The organism is Pseudomonas sp. Pseusp21 (assembly GCF_059492145.1).
On record NZ_CP168520.1, the window covers coordinates 5,481,412 to 5,502,612 of the forward strand.

23 protein-coding genes are annotated in these 21,201 nt (G+C 61.3%); 20 read left to right on the top strand and 3 right to left on the bottom strand.

What is annotated here, in order from left to right:
• Positions 1–10: 10 nt before the first annotated feature.
• Positions 11–370 (bottom strand): DUF6124 family protein, encoded by a 360-nt coding sequence (locus ACEN93_RS24950; protein ID WP_039769728.1) that lies wholly within the window; start codon positions 368–370, stop codon positions 11–13.
• 526 nt (positions 371–896) lie between these two features.
• Between ACEN93_RS24950 and ACEN93_RS24955 the strand changes: the two genes are divergently transcribed.
• From ACEN93_RS24955 to ACEN93_RS25025, 15 genes are all read left to right on the top strand, one after another.
• On the top strand, positions 897–1,565 hold the full coding sequence (locus ACEN93_RS24955; RefSeq protein WP_039769729.1) for a hypothetical protein: 669 nt from the start codon (positions 897–899) through the stop codon (positions 1,563–1,565).
• A 187-nt stretch (positions 1,566–1,752) separates the two neighbouring features.
• Positions 1,753–3,882, top strand: a complete 2,130-nt coding sequence (gene flhA, locus ACEN93_RS24960; RefSeq protein ID WP_064378626.1) for a flagellar biosynthesis protein FlhA — start codon at positions 1,753–1,755, stop codon at positions 3,880–3,882.
• An 11-nt stretch (positions 3,883–3,893) separates the two neighbouring features.
• Positions 3,894–5,234 carry a flagellar biosynthesis GTPase FlhF gene (flhF, locus tag ACEN93_RS24965; RefSeq protein ID WP_007951958.1) on the top strand — a complete coding sequence of 447 codons (1,341 nt, stop codon included), beginning with the start codon at positions 3,894–3,896 and terminating at the stop codon, positions 5,232–5,234.
• Between the two features lie 113 nt (positions 5,235–5,347).
• Positions 5,348–6,178, top strand: a complete 831-nt coding sequence (fleN, locus tag ACEN93_RS24970; protein ID WP_003222917.1) for a flagellar synthesis regulator FleN — start codon at positions 5,348–5,350, stop codon at positions 6,176–6,178.
• Entirely contained in the window at positions 6,175–6,915 is a 741-nt protein-coding gene (gene fliA, locus ACEN93_RS24975; RefSeq protein WP_007951959.1) for an RNA polymerase sigma factor FliA, read from the top strand. Before fleN ends, fliA begins: the two co-directional genes overlap by 4 nt.
• Before the next feature lie 167 nt (positions 6,916–7,082).
• Entirely contained in the window at positions 7,083–7,454 is a 372-nt protein-coding gene (locus tag ACEN93_RS24980) for a chemotaxis response regulator CheY (protein WP_003183998.1), read from the top strand.
• A gap of 18 nt (positions 7,455–7,472) precedes the next feature.
• Positions 7,473–8,261: a protein phosphatase CheZ gene (locus tag ACEN93_RS24985; RefSeq protein WP_011333071.1), complete on the top strand. Its 789-nt coding sequence runs from the start codon at positions 7,473–7,475 to the stop codon at positions 8,259–8,261.
• 54 nt (positions 8,262–8,315) lie between these two features.
• Positions 8,316–10,586 carry a chemotaxis protein CheA gene (locus ACEN93_RS24990; protein ID WP_210709413.1) on the top strand — a complete coding sequence of 757 codons (2,271 nt, stop codon included), beginning with the start codon at positions 8,316–8,318 and terminating at the stop codon, positions 10,584–10,586.
• A 49-nt stretch (positions 10,587–10,635) separates the two neighbouring features.
• On the top strand, positions 10,636–11,772 hold the full coding sequence (locus ACEN93_RS24995; RefSeq protein ID WP_085666704.1) for a protein-glutamate methylesterase/protein-glutamine glutaminase: 1,137 nt from the start codon (positions 10,636–10,638) through the stop codon (positions 11,770–11,772).
• Complete coding sequence (locus tag ACEN93_RS25000; RefSeq protein ID WP_039769734.1) at positions 11,772–12,512, top strand: flagellar motor protein; 741 nt, start codon at positions 11,772–11,774, stop codon at positions 12,510–12,512. The genes ACEN93_RS24995 and ACEN93_RS25000 overlap by 1 nt, the downstream gene beginning before the upstream one ends.
• Before the next feature lie 12 nt (positions 12,513–12,524).
• The gene (motD, locus tag ACEN93_RS25005) at positions 12,525–13,415 is read left to right on the top strand and encodes a flagellar motor protein MotD (protein ID WP_011333075.1); all 891 of its coding nucleotides are present in this window, start codon (positions 12,525–12,527) and stop codon (positions 13,413–13,415) included.
• Between the two features lie 43 nt (positions 13,416–13,458).
• Entirely contained in the window at positions 13,459–14,247 is a 789-nt protein-coding gene (locus ACEN93_RS25010; protein WP_007959220.1) for a ParA family protein, read from the top strand.
• Between the two features lie 2 nt (positions 14,248–14,249).
• Positions 14,250–15,203, top strand: coding sequence for a CheW domain-containing protein (locus ACEN93_RS25015; RefSeq protein ID WP_074687547.1), 954 nt, complete (start codon positions 14,250–14,252; stop codon positions 15,201–15,203).
• Between the two features lie 73 nt (positions 15,204–15,276).
• Positions 15,277–15,762: a chemotaxis protein CheW gene (locus ACEN93_RS25020; protein WP_007959223.1), complete on the top strand. Its 486-nt coding sequence runs from the start codon at positions 15,277–15,279 to the stop codon at positions 15,760–15,762.
• A complete protein-coding gene (locus tag ACEN93_RS25025) occupies positions 15,763–16,155 on the top strand; it encodes a DUF2802 domain-containing protein (protein ID WP_039769738.1) in 393 nt (130 codons plus the stop codon).
• 185 nt (positions 16,156–16,340) lie between these two features.
• Here the strand turns inward: ACEN93_RS25025 and ACEN93_RS25030 are convergent, their stop codons facing one another.
• Entirely contained in the window at positions 16,341–16,670 is a 330-nt protein-coding gene (locus ACEN93_RS25030; RefSeq protein ID WP_085666702.1) for an EscU/YscU/HrcU family type III secretion system export apparatus switch protein, read from the bottom strand.
• Entirely contained in the window at positions 16,667–18,241 is a 1,575-nt protein-coding gene (gene fliK, locus ACEN93_RS25035; RefSeq protein WP_134334354.1) for a flagellar hook-length control protein FliK, read from the bottom strand. Before fliK ends, ACEN93_RS25030 begins: the two co-directional genes overlap by 4 nt.
• 197 nt (positions 18,242–18,438) lie before the next feature.
• On the opposite strand from fliK, the gene ccmA reads away from it, so the two are divergent.
• The 5 genes from ccmA to ccmE all read left to right on the top strand — a co-directional run bounded on the left by ccmA (position 18,439) and on the right by ccmE (position 21,198).
• Positions 18,439–19,074: a cytochrome c biogenesis heme-transporting ATPase CcmA gene (ccmA, locus tag ACEN93_RS25040; RefSeq protein WP_007959232.1), complete on the top strand. Its 636-nt coding sequence runs from the start codon at positions 18,439–18,441 to the stop codon at positions 19,072–19,074.
• The gene (gene ccmB, locus ACEN93_RS25045) at positions 19,071–19,739 is read left to right on the top strand and encodes a heme exporter protein CcmB (RefSeq protein ID WP_011333083.1); all 669 of its coding nucleotides are present in this window, start codon (positions 19,071–19,073) and stop codon (positions 19,737–19,739) included. Before ccmA ends, ccmB begins: the two co-directional genes overlap by 4 nt.
• A 78-nt stretch (positions 19,740–19,817) precedes the next feature.
• A complete protein-coding gene (locus ACEN93_RS25050) occupies positions 19,818–20,573 on the top strand; it encodes a heme ABC transporter permease (RefSeq protein ID WP_039769743.1) in 756 nt (251 codons plus the stop codon).
• On the top strand, positions 20,570–20,746 hold the full coding sequence (gene ccmD / locus ACEN93_RS25055; RefSeq protein WP_011333085.1) for a heme exporter protein CcmD: 177 nt from the start codon (positions 20,570–20,572) through the stop codon (positions 20,744–20,746). The genes ACEN93_RS25050 and ccmD overlap by 4 nt, the downstream gene beginning before the upstream one ends.
• Positions 20,743–21,198, top strand: a complete 456-nt coding sequence (ccmE, locus tag ACEN93_RS25060; RefSeq protein WP_011333086.1) for a cytochrome c maturation protein CcmE — start codon at positions 20,743–20,745, stop codon at positions 21,196–21,198. Before ccmD ends, ccmE begins: the two co-directional genes overlap by 4 nt.
• The last annotated feature ends 3 nt before the right edge of the window (positions 21,199–21,201 follow it).

Sequence of the window (21,201 nt, forward strand, 5' to 3'; positions counted from 1 at the left end):
TGGCGACGCGTTAATTCGGCAATTCCAGATTATCCAGCACCCGATTCACTGCCAGCTCTCCGAGCATGATCAGTTGCGCAATCCCCACCAATGTCCTGCGCTGCGAGGCGGGCATGAGATGGGTGAAGTCATTGACGATGGTCCTGGCGGAAGCCAGGGTTTCGCAGGCATCGGCCAGCAGTTCTTCGTTTTTGAAGTCTGCGGTGACGGCGTACATTCTGCGGGTTTTGCGTGGTGGTGGCGTGGAGCCGGGCGGGCAGAGATAGTGATCGAGGGCGCGGTCGGCGGCTTCGTGAAGCTTTCTGGAATCGAGGGATTCGTAGGGCGAGGCGGGATCGGTTTCGGGTGGGTTGGGTGTTGGTTTGATCATGATGAAGCTCCTGAGGTTATGGAGCCACTTTCCCCCTGTCGCTAAACAAGTGAAGGTGGCAGCTGTACGCAGGTTAGCGAACCGGTCTCAGGCACCCCGGTAGACCCAAAGGTCTCCCGCATACAGCCGCCATAACGGAATTGCGGACGAAGAGTCCCACAACGAAGCCATGAACGCTGATGCGCTGAGAAAGTTCGAGTCGCTAAACCCGATCGCTGATTCGTCAGCGACCGACTCACAATAAAACCCGCCCCCAAGGCGCACAAGCCGGCGGATTCTGGCGTAGCTGTAGGCAGCGGCGCAAGAATTCGTAGCCTGTAAGGCGTTTCTGAAGGTTTCGTTTAAACACCAGCGTTTAAAAGACAATGGGTGCCGTCGGTCTGAAATGTCCCGCGACCTGTTAGTTCTGACAGTAGACGCGTGTTGTTCCCAGGCGCCTTATAAATCCGGAATTCACGCCGTTGCCTGTTCGCACTCTGCGAACGCAGTGGTTGATAACTCATTCACTGGAAATCCGGGGTAGATCATGACAAGTCGCGTTTACCGAAAACTGCCGGGCATGGAGATGGAGTTCGTTTCAGGGAAGCTGGAAAGGGACGCAGGCGAGCGGGCCATTTTCTATGAGGTGACGTTCGACCTGAAGCTGGACTTTCTCAACTTTCTGGTCATGGCCAATCAGTTCATTCCGAGTTATCTGGATAATCCCAGCAATGCGATCCGGCCTGAACTGGCCGGGTTTGCGTATCACCACTCCTACAACGACTTCTTTGGCGCAGCCGGTAATATCCGCGATAACCCGTCGTTGTTCGCTCTATTTACCGACCCCGGTCATTACATGGACCAGTGGGCGAGTAATGGCGGGCCCGTAGAACAACGATATGGAAAACCCTCGTTCACGGTAGTCGGCAACCAATTGCGCATCACGACGCGGCAGTACTTTCGGCTGGATGCGGGGGCTCCTCCGATTGAAATCAGCGACCTGCCATTCATGCGTTTCGAATGGTCATTGAATCTGATGGAGGGTCATGCGAAGTCCACTGATGTCGCGCCTGTCACCATGGTGGTACTGATGTATACGGAGGAGGACGTTGTCGATGTTGGTGGTCACAGCGTGTTCAGGGGCACGCGCTATCTGGATAATGCAGCCCTCTCTTTCGGTCCGATCACTTCGGCGCACATTCCGGTAGCCAGTTGACTATCGGGATTTCATCTCAGTGAACATCGCTGAACAGGGGCGGGCGCACGACGTGCGTGCCGCCCCTTTGTGCATTCATCACCCCCTCTGTTTCACGCCTTGGCAAAAGTTGGAAGGCTTCTTGCAGTAGCCGCCCTGCGCCCGCTTCGGGCGTCAAAAGTTTGCTTTAAAGGAACGGGGAAAACCGGTGGATCGCTCTCAGTTATTCAACACTGCTCGCTCGAATGTTGCCGACCTCAGTCGAGGCAATCTGGGTGTGCCGCTGTTGCTGCTGGTCATGCTGGCGATGATGATGTTGCCGGTGCCGCCGTTCCTGCTCGACGTGTTCTTCACCTTCAACATTGCCCTGTCGATCGTCGTGCTGCTGGTCTGCGTGTACGCCTTGCGGCCGCTGGATTTTGCGGTGTTCCCGACGATCCTGCTGGTGGCGACGCTGTTGCGACTGGCGCTGAACGTGGCGTCGACGCGGGTGGTGATGCTCCACGGTCAGGACGGCCACGCCGCTGCCGGTAAGGTGATTCAGGCCTTCGGTGAGGTGGTGATCGGCGGTAACTACGTGGTCGGTATCGTGGTTTTCGCGATCCTGATGATCATCAACTTCGTCGTGGTAACCAAAGGTGCCGGGCGGATTTCCGAGGTGAGCGCGCGTTTCACCCTTGATGCGATGCCCGGCAAGCAAATGGCGATCGACGCCGACCTCAACGCCGGTCTGATCGATCAGGCGCAGGCCAAGGCCCGTCGTCAGGAAGTGGCCCAGGAGGCCGAGTTCTACGGTTCGATGGACGGTGCCAGCAAGTTTGTGCGCGGTGACGCCATCGCCGGTTTGCTGATTCTGTTCATCAACCTGATCGGCGGTATGGCCGTCGGTATCTTCCAGCACAACATGACTTTCGCTGACGCGGGCAAGGTTTACGCCTTGCTGACCATCGGTGACGGTTTAGTGGCGCAATTGCCATCACTGTTGTTATCTACAGCGGCGGCGATCATGGTGACCCGTGCTTCCGGCTCGGAAGACATGGGCAAGCAGATCAATCGCCAGATGTTCGCCTCGCCCAAAGCGCTGGCGGTGGCTGCCGGTCTGATGGCGGTCATGGGCCTGGTGCCGGGCATGCCGCACTTCTCCTTCCTGACCATGGCTGCACTGGCTGCCGGTGGCGCTTACCTGTTCTGGAAGAAGCAGAACGTGGCCAAGGTCATCGCGCTGGAAGAGGTCAAGCGTCAACAGGAACTGCTGCCGTCGCCGGCCCGCGCCATGGAAACCAAGGAGCTGGGCTGGGACGACGTGACTCCGATCGACATGATCGGCCTGGAAGTCGGCTACCGCCTGATTCCGCTGGTGGACCGCAATCAGGGCGGGCAATTGCTGGCGCGGATCAAGGGCGTGCGCAAGAAGCTCTCGCAGGATCTGGGCTTCCTGATGCCGACCGTGCACATCCGCGACAACCTCGATCTGGCGCCGAGCGCCTATCGCCTGACCCTGATGGGCGTGATCCTGGCCGAAGCCGAGATCTACCCGGATCGCGAACTGGCGATCAACCCGGGTCAGGTCTACGGCTCGCTCAACGGCATTACCGCCAAAGATCCGGCTTTCGGCCTGGAGGCGGTGTGGATCGAAGTCAGCCAGCGCGCCCAGGCGCAATCGCTCGGTTATACCGTGGTCGACGCCAGCACCGTGGTTGCGACTCACTTGAACCAGATTCTGTACAAGCACTCCAGTGAGCTGATCGGTCACGAAGAAGTGCAGCAACTGATGCAATTGCTGGCCAAGAGCTCGCCGAAACTGGCTGAAGAGCTGGTGCCGGGCGTGGTCACGCTGTCGCAGTTGCTCAAGGTGTTGCAGGCGTTGCTGGCCGAACACGTGCCGGTGCGCGATATCCGCAGCATTGCCGAAGCCATCGCCAACAATGCCGCCAAGAGTCAAGATACCGCCGCTTTGGTGGCCGCTGTGCGGGTCGGCGTATCCCGCGCCATCGTCCAAAGCATTGTAGGGACTGAGTCGGAGCTGCCAGTTATCACGCTGGAGCCAAGGTTGGAACAAATATTGCTCAATAGTCTGCAGAAGGCAGGACAAGGCTCGGAAGAGGGCGTTCTGCTGGAGCCGAGCATGGCCGAGAAGCTGCAGCGTTCGCTGATCGAAGCGGCGCAGCGCCAGGAAATGCAAGGTCAGCCGGTGATCCTGTTGGTAGCAGGCCCGGTTCGCGCGATGCTCTCGCGCTTTGGTCGCCTGGCAGTTCCCGGACTGCATGTGCTGGCCTACCAGGAAATTCCGGACAACAAGCAAGTGACCATCGTTGCGACAGTAGGGCCCAACGGCTGAGGTAGTGGTTTATGCAAGTTAAGCGTTTTTTCGCCGCCGATATGCGTCAGGCCATGAAGCTGGTTCGTGATGAGCTGGGCGCTGATGCCGCCATCATTGGCAACCGCCGCATTGCCGGCGGCGTCGAGCTGACGGCGGCGCTCGATTACAAACTGTCGGCGCTGGCCCCGCGTGTTCCGAACATGGAGCTCGAGGATGAACTGCGCAAGACCCAGTCGCGCATCGTCACCGCCCAGGCCGAACTGAGCCTGCGTGGCGAAGCCGACGGCAACACCAATCGCCAGCTGTTCGCCGGGCTGCCGTTGACGGCCGGCCTGCCGCTGACCGCTGCCGAACCGCTGACCGAACCGACCTACGAAGCTCCGGCCCGTCCGGCACCGGCGCCTGCAGCGGTTTCCGCTGGCGTTGATCCGCGTGCTCTGGACTCGATGCGTTTCGAGCTCAACAGCCTGCGCGAACTGATGGAAGTGCAACTCGGCACCCTGGCCTGGAACCAGCTGCAAGGCAGCCGTCCGGCTCAGGCCAATCTGTACCGTCGTCTGCAACGCATCGGTTTGTCCGGCCCGCTGTCCCGTGATCTGCTGTCGATGATCACCGAGATCGACGAACCCCGTCAGGCCTGGCGCATGCTGCTGGCGCACCTGGCGCGGATGATTGCCGTACCGGAAGTCGAGCCGCTGGAAGAGGGTGGGGTGATTGCCATGGTCGGTCCTGCCGGCATGGGCAAAACCACTACCCTGGCCAAACTGGCCGCCCGTTACGTGCTCAAGTACGGCGCGCAGAACATCGCGCTGGTGAGCATGGACAGTTTCCGTATCGGCGCGCAGGAGCAGCTCAAGACTCTGGGTCGCATCCTCAATGTGTCGGTGACCCACGTCGATCCGGGCCAGTCCCTGGTGCAGGCGCTGGATCCACTGCTGCGCAAACGCGTGGTGCTGATCGATACCGCCGGCCTGCAAGCCAGCGATCCGGCGCTGCGCATGCAGCTGGAAAGTCTGGCCGGTCGTGGCATTCGGTCGAAAAATTATCTGGTGCTGGCAACCACCAGCCAGAAACAGGTTCTAACCGCCGCGTATCACAGTTACAAGCGTTGCGGGCTCGCCGGCTGCATCCTGACTAAACTGGATGAGACGGCCAGCCTTGGCGAAGTGCTGAGCCTGGCGATCAGTCACGAACTGCCGGTCGCCTACCTGACCGATGGGCCGCGTATTCCGGATGATCTGCATCTGCCGCGCCGTCATCAACTGGTCAGCCGCGCCGTCAGTGTGCAAATGCAGGAAGAACCCAGCGAAGAAGCCATGGCTGACATGTTCGCTGATATCTACCACAGTCCGACCAAGCAGGTTGGCTGAGGTAATGAACCGTTTTTGTACCTACATCGATGGTCTGCCATGCATTGTTCCGGTTGTGAACGCGCAGCCAGTAATGTGGCCTCCGTCTATGCAAGACAAGGTAAAGAAATAACATGGGCAGCATGCATCCCGTACAGGTGATCGCGGTGACCGGCGGCAAAGGTGGCGTCGGCAAGACTAATGTGTCAGTGAACTTGTCCCTGGCGCTGGCAGAGCTTGGCCGTCGGGTCATGCTGCTGGACGCCGACCTGGGGCTGGCGAACGTCGACGTTCTGCTGGGCCTCACACCCAAACGCACCCTGGCCGACGTGATCGAAGGCCGCTGCGAGCTGCGCGACGTGCTGTTGCAGGGCCCCGGCGGGATCCGCATCGTGCCGGCCGCTTCCGGCACCCAGAGCATGGTTCACCTGAGCCCGGCCCAGCATGCCGGCCTGATTCAGGCGTTCAGCGACATCGGCGACAACCTCGACGTGCTGGTGATCGACACCGCTGCGGGTATTGGTGACTCGGTAGTCAGTTTCGTGCGCGCAGCCCAGGAAGTGTTGCTGGTGGTCTGTGACGAGCCGACCTCGATCACCGACGCCTACGCGCTGATCAAACTGCTTAACCGCGACTACGGCATGAACCGCTTCCGCGTCCTGGCCAACATGGCCCAGAGCCCGCAGGAAGGTCGCAACCTGTTCGCCAAGTTGACCAAGGTCACGGATCGCTTCCTCGACGTCGCCCTACAATACGTCGGCGCGGTGCCCTACGACGAAAGCGTGCGCAAGGCGGTGCAGAAGCAGCGTGCGGTCTATGAAGCCTTCCCGCGTTCCAAGTGCGCACTGGCGTTCAAGGCGATCGCACAGAAGGTCGACACCTGGCCGCTGCCCGCCAACCCGCGCGGCCACCTCGAATTTTTCGTCGAGCGCCTCGTGCAGCAAACGGCAGGACCTGTGCTATGACCGCCAGCGGTATGAACCTTTACAAAAAGTCGGCGCGTGACGCGCAGTACGAGCTGATCGAGCGTTACGCGCCACTGGTCAAACGCATCGCCTACCACTTGCTGGCGCGATTGCCGGCCAGTGTGCAGGTCGAAGACCTGATCCAGGCCGGGATGATCGGCCTGCTCGAAGTCTCGACCAAATACGACGCCAGCAAGGGCGCCAGTTTTGAAACGTACGCGGGCATCCGGATCCGTGGTGCGATGCTCGACGAAGTCCGAAAAGGGGACTGGGCGCCACGCTCGGTTCACCGCAATACCCGCATGGTCAGCGACGCAATTCGCTCGATTGAAGCTAAAACCGGCCGTGACGCTAAAGATCACGAAGTTGCGGCCGAACTCCAATTGAGTCTCGACGATTACTACGGGATTTTGAACGACACCCTGGGCAGCCGGCTGTTCAGTTTCGACGACCTGTTGCAGGACGGCGAACACGAAGGGCTGCACGAGGATGGCGCCAGTGCTCATCTGGAGCCGTCGCGCGATCTGGAAGACGAACGTTTCCAGGCCGCGCTGGCGGACGCGATTGCCAATTTGCCGGAGCGTGAGCGACTGGTGTTGGCGCTGTACTACGACGAAGAGCTGAACCTCAAGGAGATCGGTGAAGTCCTTGGCGTCAGTGAATCGCGGGTCAGCCAGTTACACAGCCAGTGCGCGGCCCGCTTGCGGGGGCGTTTGGGGGAGTGGCGAGCGCGCTGAAGGCAGTGTGGGGACACTGCGAACGAGGCTGGTGCGGTGGTGAACGGCACCGGTCTCGATCTGTTGTGCTCCAGACAGTCATCGAGTGTTTTGCCGGATTGATTGAAATGGCGCGTCCAGGTGCTGGGCGCGTTTAAGACTGCTTGGAGGTCGAATTGAACAAAGACATGAAAATCCTCATCGTTGATGACTTCTCAACGATGCGGCGGATCATCAAGAACCTGTTGCGTGATCTGGGGTTCACCAACACCGTTGAAGCCGACGATGGCACCACTGCCATTCCGGTGCTCAACAGCGGCAGCATCGACTTTCTGGTGACCGACTGGAACATGCCCGGCATGACCGGTATCGACCTGCTGCGCCACGTGCGTGCCGATGAAAAGCTCAAGCACCTGCCGGTGCTGATGGTGACCGCTGAAGCCAAGCGCGAGCAGATCATCGAAGCGGCCCAGGCCGGCGTGAACGGCTACGTGGTCAAACCTTTCACGGCCCAGGCGTTGAAAGAAAAAATCGAGAAGATTTTCGAACGCATCGGCTGATGAACGCGCGGGGGAGCTATGGAGCATAACGAATCTTCACAGGGCGATTTTGAGTCGACCCTGAAAAAACACGCGGTCGAACTGGTCGAAAGCCTTGAAAAAGGCAAGTTCGGCGACGCCGTGCAACTGATCCATGAGCTCAATCAGACCCGTGACCGTGGCCTGTACCAGGAAGTGGGCAAGCTCACGCGTGAACTGCACAGTGCGATCGTCAATTTCCAGATCGATCCGCACATGCCGCAGGCTGAGGAAGTGTCGCAAATTACCGACGCTACCGAGCGCCTGGGCTACGTGGTCAAACTGACCGAAGCTGCCGCCAACCGCACCATGGATCTGGTGGAAAGCGCGACCCCTGTGGTCAATGGCCTGGCTGACGAAGCCCAGGCCTTGAGCGCCGATTGGGGCCGCTTCATGCGCCGTGAGGTCGGGGCTGAAGAGTTCCGCGAACTGGCGCGCCGGGTCGACGGTTTTCTGGCACGCAGCAGCGCGGACAACCGCGCGGTGTCGAGCAATCTGAATGACATTCTGCTCGCCCAGGATTACCAGGACCTCACCGGTCAGGTGATCAAGCGCGTGACCCAATTGGTCACCGAAGTCGAAAGCAACCTGCTCAAGCTCGTGCTCATGGCCAGCCAGGTGGACCGCTTTGCGGGCATCGAACATGACCGTGCGGCGATGCTTGCTGAAAAAGATCCACAAAAACATCTCTCGCAGGGTGAAGGTCCGCAGATTCATGCCGATAAACGAGAAGACGTTGTGTCCGGTCAGGACGATGTGGACGATTTGTTATCCAGCCTTGGATTCTAGAGTTTTGGAATCATAGGTTTTTTGGGTTTTTAGACCTGTAGGAGCACCCCATTAATGAGCTTCGGCGCCGATGAAGAGATCCTTCAGGATTTCCTGGTTGAGGCCGGCGAGATTCTTGAGCAACTGTCCGAACAACTGGTCGAGCTGGAAAGCCGCCCGGATGACGCAGATCTGCTCAACGCAATTTTTCGCGGTTTCCACACTGTAAAAGGGGGCGCCGGCTTCCTTCAGCTCAACGAGCTGGTGGAGTGCTGTCACATCGCCGAAAACGTGTTCGACATCCTTCGCAAGGGTGAACGGCGCGTCGATGCAGAACTGATGGACGTGGTGCTCGAAGCGCTGGACGCGGTGAACAGCATGTTCAGCGAAGTCCGCGATCGCAGCCCGATCACCGCCGCCACCCCGGAACTGCTGGCCGCCCTGGCGCGTCTGGCCGAACCGCAATCGGCGGATGAAGCCCCGGCTTCGCCGGTTGCCGAGATGATCGAAGAACTGGTCGTCGAAGGTGATTCGGGTGACATCACCGATAACGAATTTGAACAGTTGCTGGACTCGCTGAACGCCGTCAAGGCCGAAGCCGAAGCTCCGGCGGCTGCCGCTGCGCCTGCTTCCGCCGAAGCGGCCAGCGATGAAATCACCGACGCCGAGTTCGAGTCGCTGCTCGACCAGTTGCATGGCAAAGGCCAGTTCGCGACCGACGCCGTGGCTCCGGCTGCTGCTGCACCTGCTGCTCCGGCGGCGGGCGACAGCTCGGACATCACCGACGACGAATTCGAAGCCTTGCTCGATCAGTTGCACGGCAAGGGCAACTTTGCCGTTGATGCGCTGGAGTCGGCGATTGCTTCGGTCCCTGCAACGGCTGCTCCGGCAGCGGCTGCGGCCGGTAGCGATCTGATCAGCGATCACGAGTTCGAATCGCTGCTCGACGATCTGCATGGCAAAGGCAAGTTCACTGACGTCGCCACCGGTGCCGTCGTGACTGCCAGTAATTCTTCGGCTGTTGCAACACCTGCTGCGAAGGCCCCGGCCGCTGCGGCAAAACCTGCTGCAAAAGCACCTGAGCCGAAAGCCGAGCCGGCCAAACCGGCTGCCGCTGCTGCACCGGCTCCGGCTCGTGCACCGGCGACGCCGCCACCGGAAAAACCGGCGAGCGAAGCCGAGACCACCGTACGTGTGGACACTGCACGTCTCGACGAAATCATGAACATGGTCGGCGAACTGGTGCTGGTACGTAACCGTCTGGTGCGTCTGGGCCTGAACAGCGGCGACGAGTCGATGCAGAAAGCCGTGTCGAACCTCGACGTGGTCACCGCCGACTTGCAGACCGCCGTCATGAAGACCCGGATGCAGCCGATCAAGAAAGTCTTCGGCCGCTTCCCGCGTCTGGTTCGCGACCTGGCTCGTCAGCTCAAGAAAGAGATCAACCTGGAACTGGTGGGCGAAGAGACCGACCTCGACAAGAACCTCGTCGAGGCCCTGGCCGACCCGCTGGTCCACTTGGTGCGCAACGCGGTCGACCACGGCATCGAGTCGCCGGAAGAACGCGAAGCCTCGGGCAAGGCCCGTGGCGGCAAGGTGATCCTGGCGGCCGAGCAGGAAGGCGACCACATCCTGCTGTCGATCTCCGACGACGGCAAAGGCATGGACCCGAACGTCCTGCGTGCCATCGCCGTGAAACGCGGTGTGATGGACAAGGATGCCGCCGATCGCCTGAGCGACACCGAGTGCTACAACCTGATTTTCGCCCCGGGTTTCTCGACCAAGACCGAGATCTCCGACGTGTCCGGCCGCGGTGTCGGCATGGACGTGGTGAAGACCAAGATTTCCCAGCTCAACGGTTCGATCAACATCTACTCGACCAAGGGCCAGGGCTCGAAGATTGTCATCAAGGTGCCGCTGACGCTGGCGATCATGCCGACCCTGATGGTGATGCTCGGCAATCAGGCGTTCGCGTTCCCGCTGGTGAACGTCAACGAAATCTTCCACCTCGACCTGTCGACCACCAACGTGGTGGACGGCCAGGAAGTGGTGATCGTGCGGGACAAGGCGCTGCCATTGTTCTACCTCAAGCGCTGGCTGGTCAGCTCCGCCGCTCACGAAGAGCAGCGCGAAGGCCATGTGGTGATCCTTTCGGTGGGCACCCAGCGGATCGGCTTCGTCGTCGATCAACTGGTCGGCCAGGAAGAAGTGGTCATCAAGCCACTGGGCAAGATGCTCCAGGGAACTCCGGGCATGTCCGGCGCCACCATCACCGGTGACGGCCGCATTGCACTGATTCTCGATGTTCCGAGCATGCTCAAGCGTTACGCCGCACGGCGTATTTGAATCCGGGGTGGCGGGGCGACGACGTCCCGCCGCACCTAATGGAGTGTTTATGGCAGTCAAAGTCCTGGTGGTGGACGATTCGGGTTTTTTCCGCCGCCGCGTCTCGGAAATTCTTTCAGCGGATCCGAGCATCCAGGTTGTCGGCACGGCAACCAACGGTAAAGAGGCGATCGATCAGGCCCTGGCCCTCAAGCCGGACGTGATCACCATGGACTACGAGATGCCGATGATGGATGGCATCACGGCCGTGCGGCACATCATGCAGCGCTGCCCGACACCGGTGTTGATGTTCTCCTCGCTGACGCACGAAGGCGCCCGGGTCACCCTGGATGCGCTGGACGCCGGCGCGGTGGATTTCCTGCCGAAGAATTTTGAAGACATCTCCCGCAATCCGGAGAAGGTCAAGCAACTGCTGTGCGAGAAGGTTCACAGCATCTCGCGCAGTAACCGTCGTTTCAGTGCCTACAGTGCGCCGGCGCCTGCCGCTGCACCGACGCCTGCACCGACTCCGGCAGCAGCGCCGTCGAGCTTTGGCAGCCACAGCGCTCCGGCCCGTCCGGCGCCCGCGCCCGCACCGACTCGCGCGCCAGCGGCCAGCGCTTCGTCGCCGGCGCCGAAACGCAAGAACTACAAGCTCGTCGCCATTGGTACATCGACCGGCGGCCCGGTCGCGCTGCAACGGGTCCTGACCCAGTTGCCGGCCAGCTTCCCGGCGCCGATCGTGCTGATCCAGCACATGCCGGCGGCCTTTACCAAGGCCTTCGCCGAACGTCTGGACAAGCTGTGCCGCATCAGCGTCAAGGAAGCCGAGGATGGCGACATCCTGCGTCCGGGCCTGGCGCTGCTGGCACCGGGTGGCAAGCAGATGATGATCGACGGCCGTGGCGCGGTGAAAATCCTGCCGGGCGACGAACGTCTGAACTACAAGCCGTGCGTGGACATCACCTTCGGTTCTGCAGCCAAATCCTACAGTGACAAAGTTCTGGCGGTCGTACTGACCGGCATGGGCGCCGACGGCCGTGAAGGTGCACGCCTGCTCAAGCAGGGCGGCAGCACGGTCTGGGCCCAGGACGAAGCCAGTTGCGTGATTTACGGCATGCCGATGGCCATCGTCAAAGCTGACCTCGCCGACGCGGTGTACAGCCTGGACGATATCGGCAAGCACTTGGTCGAGGCGTGCGTCTGATGGATGTTCTAAGCCTTATCGGGATCATCATGGCGTTCGTCGCCATCATCGGCGGCAACTACCTTGAAGGCGGTCACCTCGGCGCGCTGGCCAACGGCCCGGCGGCGCTGATCGTGCTTGGTGGCACCATCGGTGCCGCGCTGCTGCAATCGCCGATGAGCGCGTTCAAGCGCGCCATGCAGATTCTGGCCTGGATCTTTTTCCCGCCGCGGGTGGACCTGGCCGGCGGCATCGACCGCGTGGTCAACTGGAGCCTCACCGCCCGCAAGGAAGGCCTGCTGGGCCTGGAAGGCGTGGCGGATGCCGAGCCCGACGCCTACTCGCGCAAGGGCCTGCAACTGCTGGTCGACGGCGCCGAGCCGGAAGCGATCCGCAGCATCCTCGAAGTGGATTTCTACACTCAGGAAGCCCGCGACATCGAGGCCGCCAAAGTGTTTGAAAGCATGGGCGGCTACGCGCCGACCATCGGCATCATCGGTGCGGTGATGGGTCTGATCCACGTGATGGGCAACCTGGCCGATCCGTCGCAACTGGGCAACGGTATCGCGGTTGCGTTCGTCGCCACCATCTACGGTGTGGCCAGTGCCAACCTGATCCTGTTGCCGGTGGCCGCCAAGCTCAAGTCAATCGCGTTGCGGCAGTCGCGTTATCGCGAAATGTTGTTGGAAGGTATTTTGTCGATCGCTGAAGGTGAAAACCCACGCTCCATCGAGTTGAAGCTTCAGGGCTTCATGGATTAAGGGACTGACCTCATGGCACGTCGTCGCCAGCATGAAGAGCACGTAAACCATGAACGCTGGCTGGTTTCCTACGCCGACTTCATTACCTTGCTCTTTGCCTTTTTCGTGGTGATGTACTCCATCTCGTCGATCAACGAAGGCAAGTACAAGATCATCTCCGAAGCGCTGATCGGGGTCTTCACCGACTCCGACCGCGCGCTCAAGCCGATTCCGATCGGCGAAGAACGACCGAAGACCGTTACCCCGGCCAAGCCGCTGGTCAAGGACGCCGAACAGGTCGACGCCGGTATCGCCGGAGCCAGCGATCCGCTGAAAAGCATCGCCGATGACATCAGCGCTGCGTTCGGCGACCTGATCTCCTCGAACCAGATGACCGTGCGCGGCAACGAGCTTTGGGTCGAGATCGAACTCAACTCCAGCCTGTTGTTCGGCAGCGGTGATGCGATGCCGAGCGACATCGCGTTCAACATCATCGACAAGGTCGCGGCGATCCTCAAACCGTTCGACAACCCGATCCACGTCGAAGGCTTCACCGACGATCAACCGATCCGCACTGCGCAGTACCCGACCAACTGGGAACTGTCCTCGGCGCGTTCGGCGAGCATCGTGCGCATGCTGGCGATGCAGGGTGTGAACCCTGGCCGCCTGGCCTCGGTGGGCTACGGCGAATTCCAGCCGGTGGCCAACAACGCCACCGCTGAAGGCCGGGCGAAAAACCGTCGTGTGGTACTGGTGGTGTCGCGCAATCTCGATGTGCGCCGCAGCCTCACCGGCACCGGAACCGCTCATGCGCAACCGGACGCCGCGTTGAAGCGTGCTGGCACACAAACTGCACCGACCCCGGTCAAGACGCCGGGACGCGAGAGTGCCGTCAATTCTCCGTCGCCCGCATTAATACGCTGAACCATGTCTCGGCCGAGTATCCCGGCCGGGAGGAACGATCCGAATGAGAGTCTGGGCAGTCGCCAATCAAAAGGGTGGTGTTGGTAAAACCACTTCTTCCATCGCTTTAGCCGGTTTGCTGGCAGAGGCGGGCAAGCGCGTGGTCGTGGTCGATCTCGACCCGCACGGCTCGATGACCAGCTATTTCGGTTACGACCCCGACAGCCTGGAACACAGTAACTACGACCTGTTTCTACACAAGGGCAGCGTGCCGCAAGGCCTGCCGGGCCAACTGCTGCTGTCGACCAGCGACGAACGCATTTCCCTGTTGCCATCGAGCACTGCGCTGGCCACCCTCGAGCGCCAGTCGCCGGGGCAGAGTGGCCTGGGTCTGGTGATCGCCAAGAGTCTGGCGCAGCTGTGGCAGGACTTCGATTACGCGATCATCGACAGCCCGCCATTGCTCGGCGTGCTGATGGTCAACGCGCTGGCCGCCAGTCAGCAACTGGTGATCCCGGTGCAGACCGAGCACCTGGCCGTCAAAGGCCTGGAGCGCATGGTCAACACCCTGGCGATGATCAACCGCTCGCGCAAACAGGCGCTGCCGTTCAGCATCGTGCCGACCCTGTTCGACCGCCGCACCCAGGCGTCGATGGGCACCTTGCGCGTGCTGCGCGACAAATTCCCCGACGAGATCTGGCAGGGTTACATCCCGGTCGATACCCGTCTGCGTGACGCCAGTCGTGCCGGTGTCACCCCTTCGCAGTTCGACGGCAAGAGCCGTGGCGTGCTGGCTTACCGCGCGCTGCTCAAGCATCTGCTGGCGCAGCAACTCGTTCCGCAGGTGGCCTGAGCATGAATCGGCCGATCAAGCTGACGTCCAAGCCGCAACTGGCGTTGCAGTCCTATCTGGACGGCTTGCTGCAGGAAGTGACGGACGAGGTCGAGCAGGAAATCGCAGCGCCGGTCGAGGTGATCGAGACCGCTGCGGCGCTCGATGAATTCCAGGCCGCCGTGCTTGAAGAGCAGGCCCGGGATGCGCAAAAAGCCACCCGGCCGGTCGCCCCGGTTGCAGCGCCTGCCGCTGAGGTAGCGAAGGCACCTGCGACGTTGATCAAAGAGCCTGAGCCGGTGCGCGTGGTATCGACCCTGGCACCGCTGCTGCAAACCCAACTTCTGCAAACGCCACAGGCTCCGGCGGCGCCAGAGCCCGAGCCTGTAGCGCCTGCGCCAGCCCCGGTCGAACCGACCTTGGTTGCGCCACTGGTGGAAGTGCATCTGCCACCCAGCAACACGCCGCCACCGGTGGAAACCGACGGTCGTCCCGCCTGGGCTTCGGAAGCGTTCGAATGCCTGTTGTTCGACGTGGCCGGGCTGACGCTGGCGGTGCCGCTGGTGTGCCTCGGCTCGATCTATTCGCTGGCCGGCCATGAGCTGACGCCGCTGTTCGGTCAGCCGGAATGGTTCCTCGGCATCCTGCCAAGCCAGGCCGGGAATCTGAAGGTGCTGGACACCGCACGCTGGGTCATGCCGGATCGCTACCGCGATGACTTCCGTCAGGGCCTGCAATACGTGATTTCGGTGCAGGGTTACGAGTGGGGCCTGGCGGTGCATCAGGTCAGTCGCTCGTTGCGTCTGGACCCGAATGAAATCAAATGGAGAAGTCACCGAGGTCAGCGGCCATGGCTCGCCGGCACGGTGATTGAACACATGTGCGCCTTGCTTGATGTTTCCGCACTGGCCGAGTTGATCGCCAGCGGTGGGGCAAAGCACATGTCCGGCAGTAAGCCGAACCACAAACCGACATAAAGACAGTACCGGCATTCAAATGCCGGCGAACGAAACACACACCGCCAGGCGCGGTTTTTCGAGGGGCTAGGGTATGAACGACAAGGCTACGGCGGCAAAGGGTTCCGAAGATCCGATCCTGCAATGGGTGACCTTCAAGCTGGATAACGAAACCTACGGCATCAACGTGATGCGCGTTCAGGAAGTCCTGCGCTACACCGAGATCGCTCCGGTTCCGGGTGCGCCAAGCTACGTGCTGGGCATCATCAACCTGCGCGGCAACGTGGTGACCGTGATCGACACCCGTCAGCGCTTCGGCCTGATGAGCGGTGAGATCAGCGACAACACCCGTATCGTCATCATCGAAGCCGACAAGCAGGTCGTGGGCATCATGGTCGACAGCGTGGCGGAAGTGGTTTACCTGCGTCAGTCGGAAATCGAGACTGCACCGAACGTCGGTAACGAAGAGTCGGCCAAGTTCATCCAGGGCGTGTGCAACAAGAACAACGAGTTGCTGATCCTGGTCGAGCTGGACAAGATGATGAGCGAAGAAGAGTGGTCGGAACTGGAGAACATCTGATTGATTCTCGAGGTAGCGGTCATTGTCCTGTTCCTGTTCTGGGCAGGCACGCTGGCGATGTTTCTGGCGTACATCAAGGCGCAGCGCGTGATCGCTGCGCAACAGGCCCAGGGCGATGCGCTGCGTGATCAGCGCATCAGGGACCTGGCCAAACGTGTCGACGATTACCAGAACGGCAACGTGCGCATGGGCGAAGCCCTGCACGAGCTGCGCGCGGTGGTCAGTCCGATCCCGGACAAACTCTCCCAGCTCGAACAGCGCGATCCTTCCAGCCTGTCATTCGCCCAGGCGGCGAAACTGGTGGGGATGGGCGCGAGTGTCGATGAGCTGACTCAGTCCTGCGGGTTGACCCAGGCTGAGGCGGAGTTGATGCGCAAGCTGCACAAGAACTAGTCGTCACACCTGGATCGTTCCCACGTCGAGGCGTCGAACCGTCTGCGTGGGAATGCATCTTGGAACGCTCCGCGTTCCGCGTGTGAAGGGTGACGCAGAGCGTCACGGGCGGGTGTTCCCACGCAGAGCGTGGGAACAATCAGCGAAAAAAATCGCAGTCATCGATGGCTGCGTTTTTTTTGCCTTCAGTAATCGTCGCCGCGTTCGGTGACGTCTTTCTCGACCATCGGTGCGTCCGGGTCCTGTCCCGCCGGAAACTTGCCCTTGAGGTTCCAGGCAAACGCGATGATCTCGGCGATCGTGCGGTACAGCTCTTCGGGGATGCTGTCGCCCAGTTCCATTCGCGCCAGCAGTTTCACCAGTTCGGCGTTTTCGTAGATCGGCACTTCACAGTCGCGGGCGATCCGCAGGATTTCTTCGGCCAGTTCTTCGTCGCCCTTGGCGGTAAGGGTCGGGGCGTGGCTGCCGTCGTATTTGAGGGCGATGGCCTGGCGTGGAGCGGTGGTGTCATTCATGCGGTTTCGTCGACCCAGCGGTGTTCGAGGCGGGTTTGGATGCCTTGCGGCGGGGTGCCGAGGTGGCAGTCGAGGTCGCCGACGTTCAGCCCGGAATCCAGCAGGCGTTGACGCAGGGCGGTCAGGTTGCTTTCGATCAGACTCGCGGTGTACGGCCGCTCGGCCCACAACTGACTGGACAGGCTGCCGCTGATCAACTGTGCCTGAATCTGCATCGGCCCCAGCGGTTCCATGTCGAACGCCAGATCGACGCGCCACAGTTGCTGCTTCGGTTCGCGCTCATCGCGGCGCTGCTCGTTCGCTTCCTGTTTCTCCGGTGCTTCTTCGCGCTGGAACTTGACCTGCAACGGCACGATGTCCTGCAGGTTGCGCATCGGGATTTCCAGCTGCCAGGTGCTGAGCAGACGACCGTCATCGGTGACGCCGGTCTGTTCCAGGCTCGACAGCTGATGGCTTTGCAGGCGCGACACGGCGGCTGCGGCGAGGCGCAGCAAATGCTCCAGATCGCCTTCACCTTCCAGGCTTTGCAGCAGTCGCTCGGGCAACGGGAAACTGCTCGGCACCGGTTTTGCGCTGACCTGACCGAGCATGCCGAGGGCGTTGCGCACAAAGCTCGGCAATGCCTGAGCCAGGGTGTTGGCGGCGATGATCGCATTCAGGTTGGTGTTGCCGGGCAGGCCGGGGGTGAGTTGGGCGATCAGCTTGAGCAGATCGGCTTTCATGTCCGGGGCCAGCGTCGGGTTCTGCCCGGTCAGCAGTTTGGTTTCGAGGAACACACCGCTGTTGGCCAGCGCCTGGGCCAGACCTTTTGGGGTGCTCAGTTGCTGCACGTCCGGCAGGTTGGCGAGCAGTTTGTCCACGGCGGCGCGCAAATCCTGGGACGTCTGATCGGTGGCGGGGGGCAGGCTCTGGAGCATTTTCAGCAAGCCGTCGAGGGAGCCCTGACGGCTTTGCTGGCTGACCAGCTGCTGGCTGACCGCCAGTTGTTCCTGGCGATTGCTCAGCGGCAGAAACTTCAGGGTCTGCGAGTCCTGCACCAGCGCCGACAGCAGGGTGCCGATGCGCAGCGGTTGCGGGCTGTCGATGGTCAAGGTGCTGCCGCTCAACGCGGTGTTGAGCAGGCTGACCATCGAGCGGTATACGGTCGGCTGCCCCGGCACCTGCGGCAAGGTCTGAGCCGTCAGCACCTTGCCTTGCAGCAGCGTGCCAACCGGCAATTGCGCGGTGTCGATGCGGGTGAGGGTGGCGACGCTGCTGGCGATGGCCTGTTGCACGGTGATCGCCAGATTGCCCGCTGACGGCTGGGTGATCGCCAGACTGGTTCCCTGGGGCAGCGGCAGATTGCTGGTCGCCTGCACGGTGGTCTGACGGCCGCTGTCCAGCGTCACCTTGAGCAGCAATTGAAAGGTCTGATCCGCCTGCTTGAGCGACAACACCTCGGCCTTGGCGCTCTGGCCGGCGGCAATCAGCCCGTCGACCGGCGTCAGCAACTTCAGCAGCTCACCCACCTGCGGGCGAACGGTCGCCGGGGCGGTGGGCGGGAGCGGGAGGATGTTCATTTCGCCTGTCATACGCGGACACAACCTGAGGAAAATGCACTCGGGAGAGCGGGGGACGCCATGTATAATGCCGCCCGTCCTTCCATTCGTTCAAAAAACATAGCAATTGTTTGACGCAGCTCTCTGGATTGAGCCGTCATTGCATTTATGCTGCAACTCTTTAACGGCCGCGCCAGAGCCGACTTGAACCGTATAAGGCCCGTGATCCCTTGACCAGTCCTGTCCTGCAAACCGTCGCCCTCGCGTGTGAACGTGATCTCAGACTGCTCTTCGACAATCTCGAATTGAGACTGGCCAGTGGCGATATGGTGCAGATCAGCGGCCCCAACGGCAGCGGCAAGACCAGTTTGCTGCGTTTGCTGGCCGGTCTGATGCAGCCGACCGATGGCCAGGTATTGCTCAACGGCAAGCCACTGGGCGAGCAACGCAGCGAACTGGCGCGCAACCTGCTGTGGATCGGCCATGCTGCCGGGATCAAGGACTTGCTCACCCCGGAAGAAAATCTCGCCTGGCTCTGCGCCCTGCATCAACCCGCCGAACGCGACGCGATCTGGCAGGCCCTGGCGGCGGTTGGATTGCGTGGTTTCGAGGATGTTCCCTGCCACAGCCTGTCCGCCGGCCAGCAGCGCCGCGTGGCGCTGGCGCGGTTGTATCTCGATAGCCCGCCGTTGTGGATTCTCGATGAACCGTTCACTGCGCTGGACAAACAGGGCGTGGCACAGCTTGAAGAACACCTGGCCGGGCACTGCGAACGGGGAGGGCTGGTGGTGCTCACCACCCACCACACGCTGAGCCGGATGCCGGCCGGTTATCGCGACATCGACCTGGGGAATTGGGCGGTATGAGTGTGTTCGGCCTGCTGGTTGCCCGTGAGTCCCGACTGCTGTTCCGCCGCCCGGCGGAGCTGGCCAATCCGCTGATTTTCTTCGCCATCGTCATCGCGCTGTTCCCGCTGGCCGTCGGACCGGAAACTCAAGTATTGCAAAACTTGTCCCCGGGGTTAGTCTGGGTGGCGGCACTGTTGTCGGTCCTGCTCTCGCTGGACGGGCTTTTCCGCAGTGATTTCGAAGATGGCTCCCTTGAACAGTGGGTCCTTTCGCCGCACCCCCTGCCACTTCTGGTATTGGCCAAGGTGCTGGCACACTGGCTTTTTTCCGGGCTGGCACTGGTTTTGCTCTCGCCGTTACTGGCGTTGATGCTCGGGTTGCCGGCTGCGTGTCTGCCGGTATTGCTGCTTTCGTTGCTGCTGGGAACACCGGTGCTGAGCTTGCTCGGCGCGGTGGGCGCGGCGCTGACGGTCGGTCTGAAACGCGGAGGCCTGTTGCTGGCGCTGCTGATTCTGCCGTTGTACATCCCGGTGTTGATCCTCGGCAGTGGCGCCTTGCAGGCGGCGTTGCAGGGCATGCCGGCGCTTGGTTATCTGTTGTGGCTTGGCAGCCTGACCGCCCTGGCGATAACCCTGACACCTTTTGCAATAGCGGCTGGCCTGAAGATCAGCGTCGGCGAATAATGAGGTCTGGTTAAAATTTAACCAGCAAAGACCCTGAGACTGCTCACACCGATGAGCGGCACCCGTGATGGAAACAGTATGAACTGGACCTGGTTTCACAAGCTCGGCTCGCCCAAGTGGTTCTACGGCATCAGCAGCAAGTTTTTGCCGTGGTTGAGCCTCGCCGCGTTGTTGCTGATCTGCGTTGGCGTCATCTGGGGCCTGGCCTTCGCGCCGCCGGACTATCAGCAAGGCAACAGCTTTCGCATCATCTATATCCACGTTCCCGCCGCGATGCTCGCTCAGTCGATCTACGTGATGCTGGCGGTGTGCGGTGTGGTCGGGCTGGTGTGGAAGATGAAACTGGCCGACGTCGCCCTGCAATGCGCCGCGCCGATCGGTGCCTGGATGACCGCCGTGGCGCTGGTCACCGGAGCGATCTGGGGCAAACCGACCTGGGGTTCGTGGTGGGTCTGGGACGCGCGTCTGACCTCGATGCTGATTCTGCTGTTCCTGTATTTCGGCGTGATCGCCCTGGGCAACGCCATCAGCAATCGCGACAGCGCCGCCAAGGCCTGCGCGGTGCTGGCCATCGTCGGCGTGATCAACATCCCGATCATCAAATACTCGGTGGAGTGGTGGAACACCCTTCACCAGGGCGCGACCTTCACCCTCACCGAAAAACCGGCGATGCCCGTCGAAATGTGGCTGCCGCTGCTGCTGACGGTGCTGGGTTTCTACTGTTTCTTCGGCGCCGTGCTGTTGCTGCGCATGCGCCTTGAAGTGCTCAAGCGCGAAGCCCGCGCCAGTTGGGTGAAAGAAGAAGTGCAGAACAGCCTGGAGGCCGCTCGATGAGTTTCGCGTCATTCGGCGACTTCCTCGCCATGGGCCATCACGGCCTGTATGTCTGGTCGGCCTACGGCATCTGTCTGGCGGTACTGATCCTCAACGTGGCGGCGCCGATCGCGGCCCGCAAGCGCTATCTGCAACAAGAGGCGCGTCGTCTGCGCCGGGAGAACGGCAAGTGAATCCGCTGCGTAAAAAGCGTCTGATCATCATCCTGGCAATTCTGGTCGGGGTCGGCGCTGCCGTCGGCCTGGCCCTGAGCGCCCTGCAGCAGAACATCAACCTGTTTTACACCCCGACCCAGATCGCCAACGGCGAAGCGCCGCAGGACACCCGCATCCGCGCCGGCGGCATGGTCGAGAAGGGCTCGCTGCAACGCTCCACGGATTCGCTGGACGTCAAATTCGTGGTCACCGACTTCAACAAGTCCGTGACCATCACCTATCGCGGGATCCTGCCGGACCTGTTCCGCGAAGGGCAGGGCATCGTCGCGCTGGGCAAGCTCAACGCCGACGGCGTGGTGGTTGCCGATGAAGTGCTGGCCAAGCACGACGAAAAATACATGCCGCCGGAAGTGACCAAGGCCCTGAAGGACAGCGGTCAATCCGCGCCAACCCCTGCGAAGGAGGGTTGATCG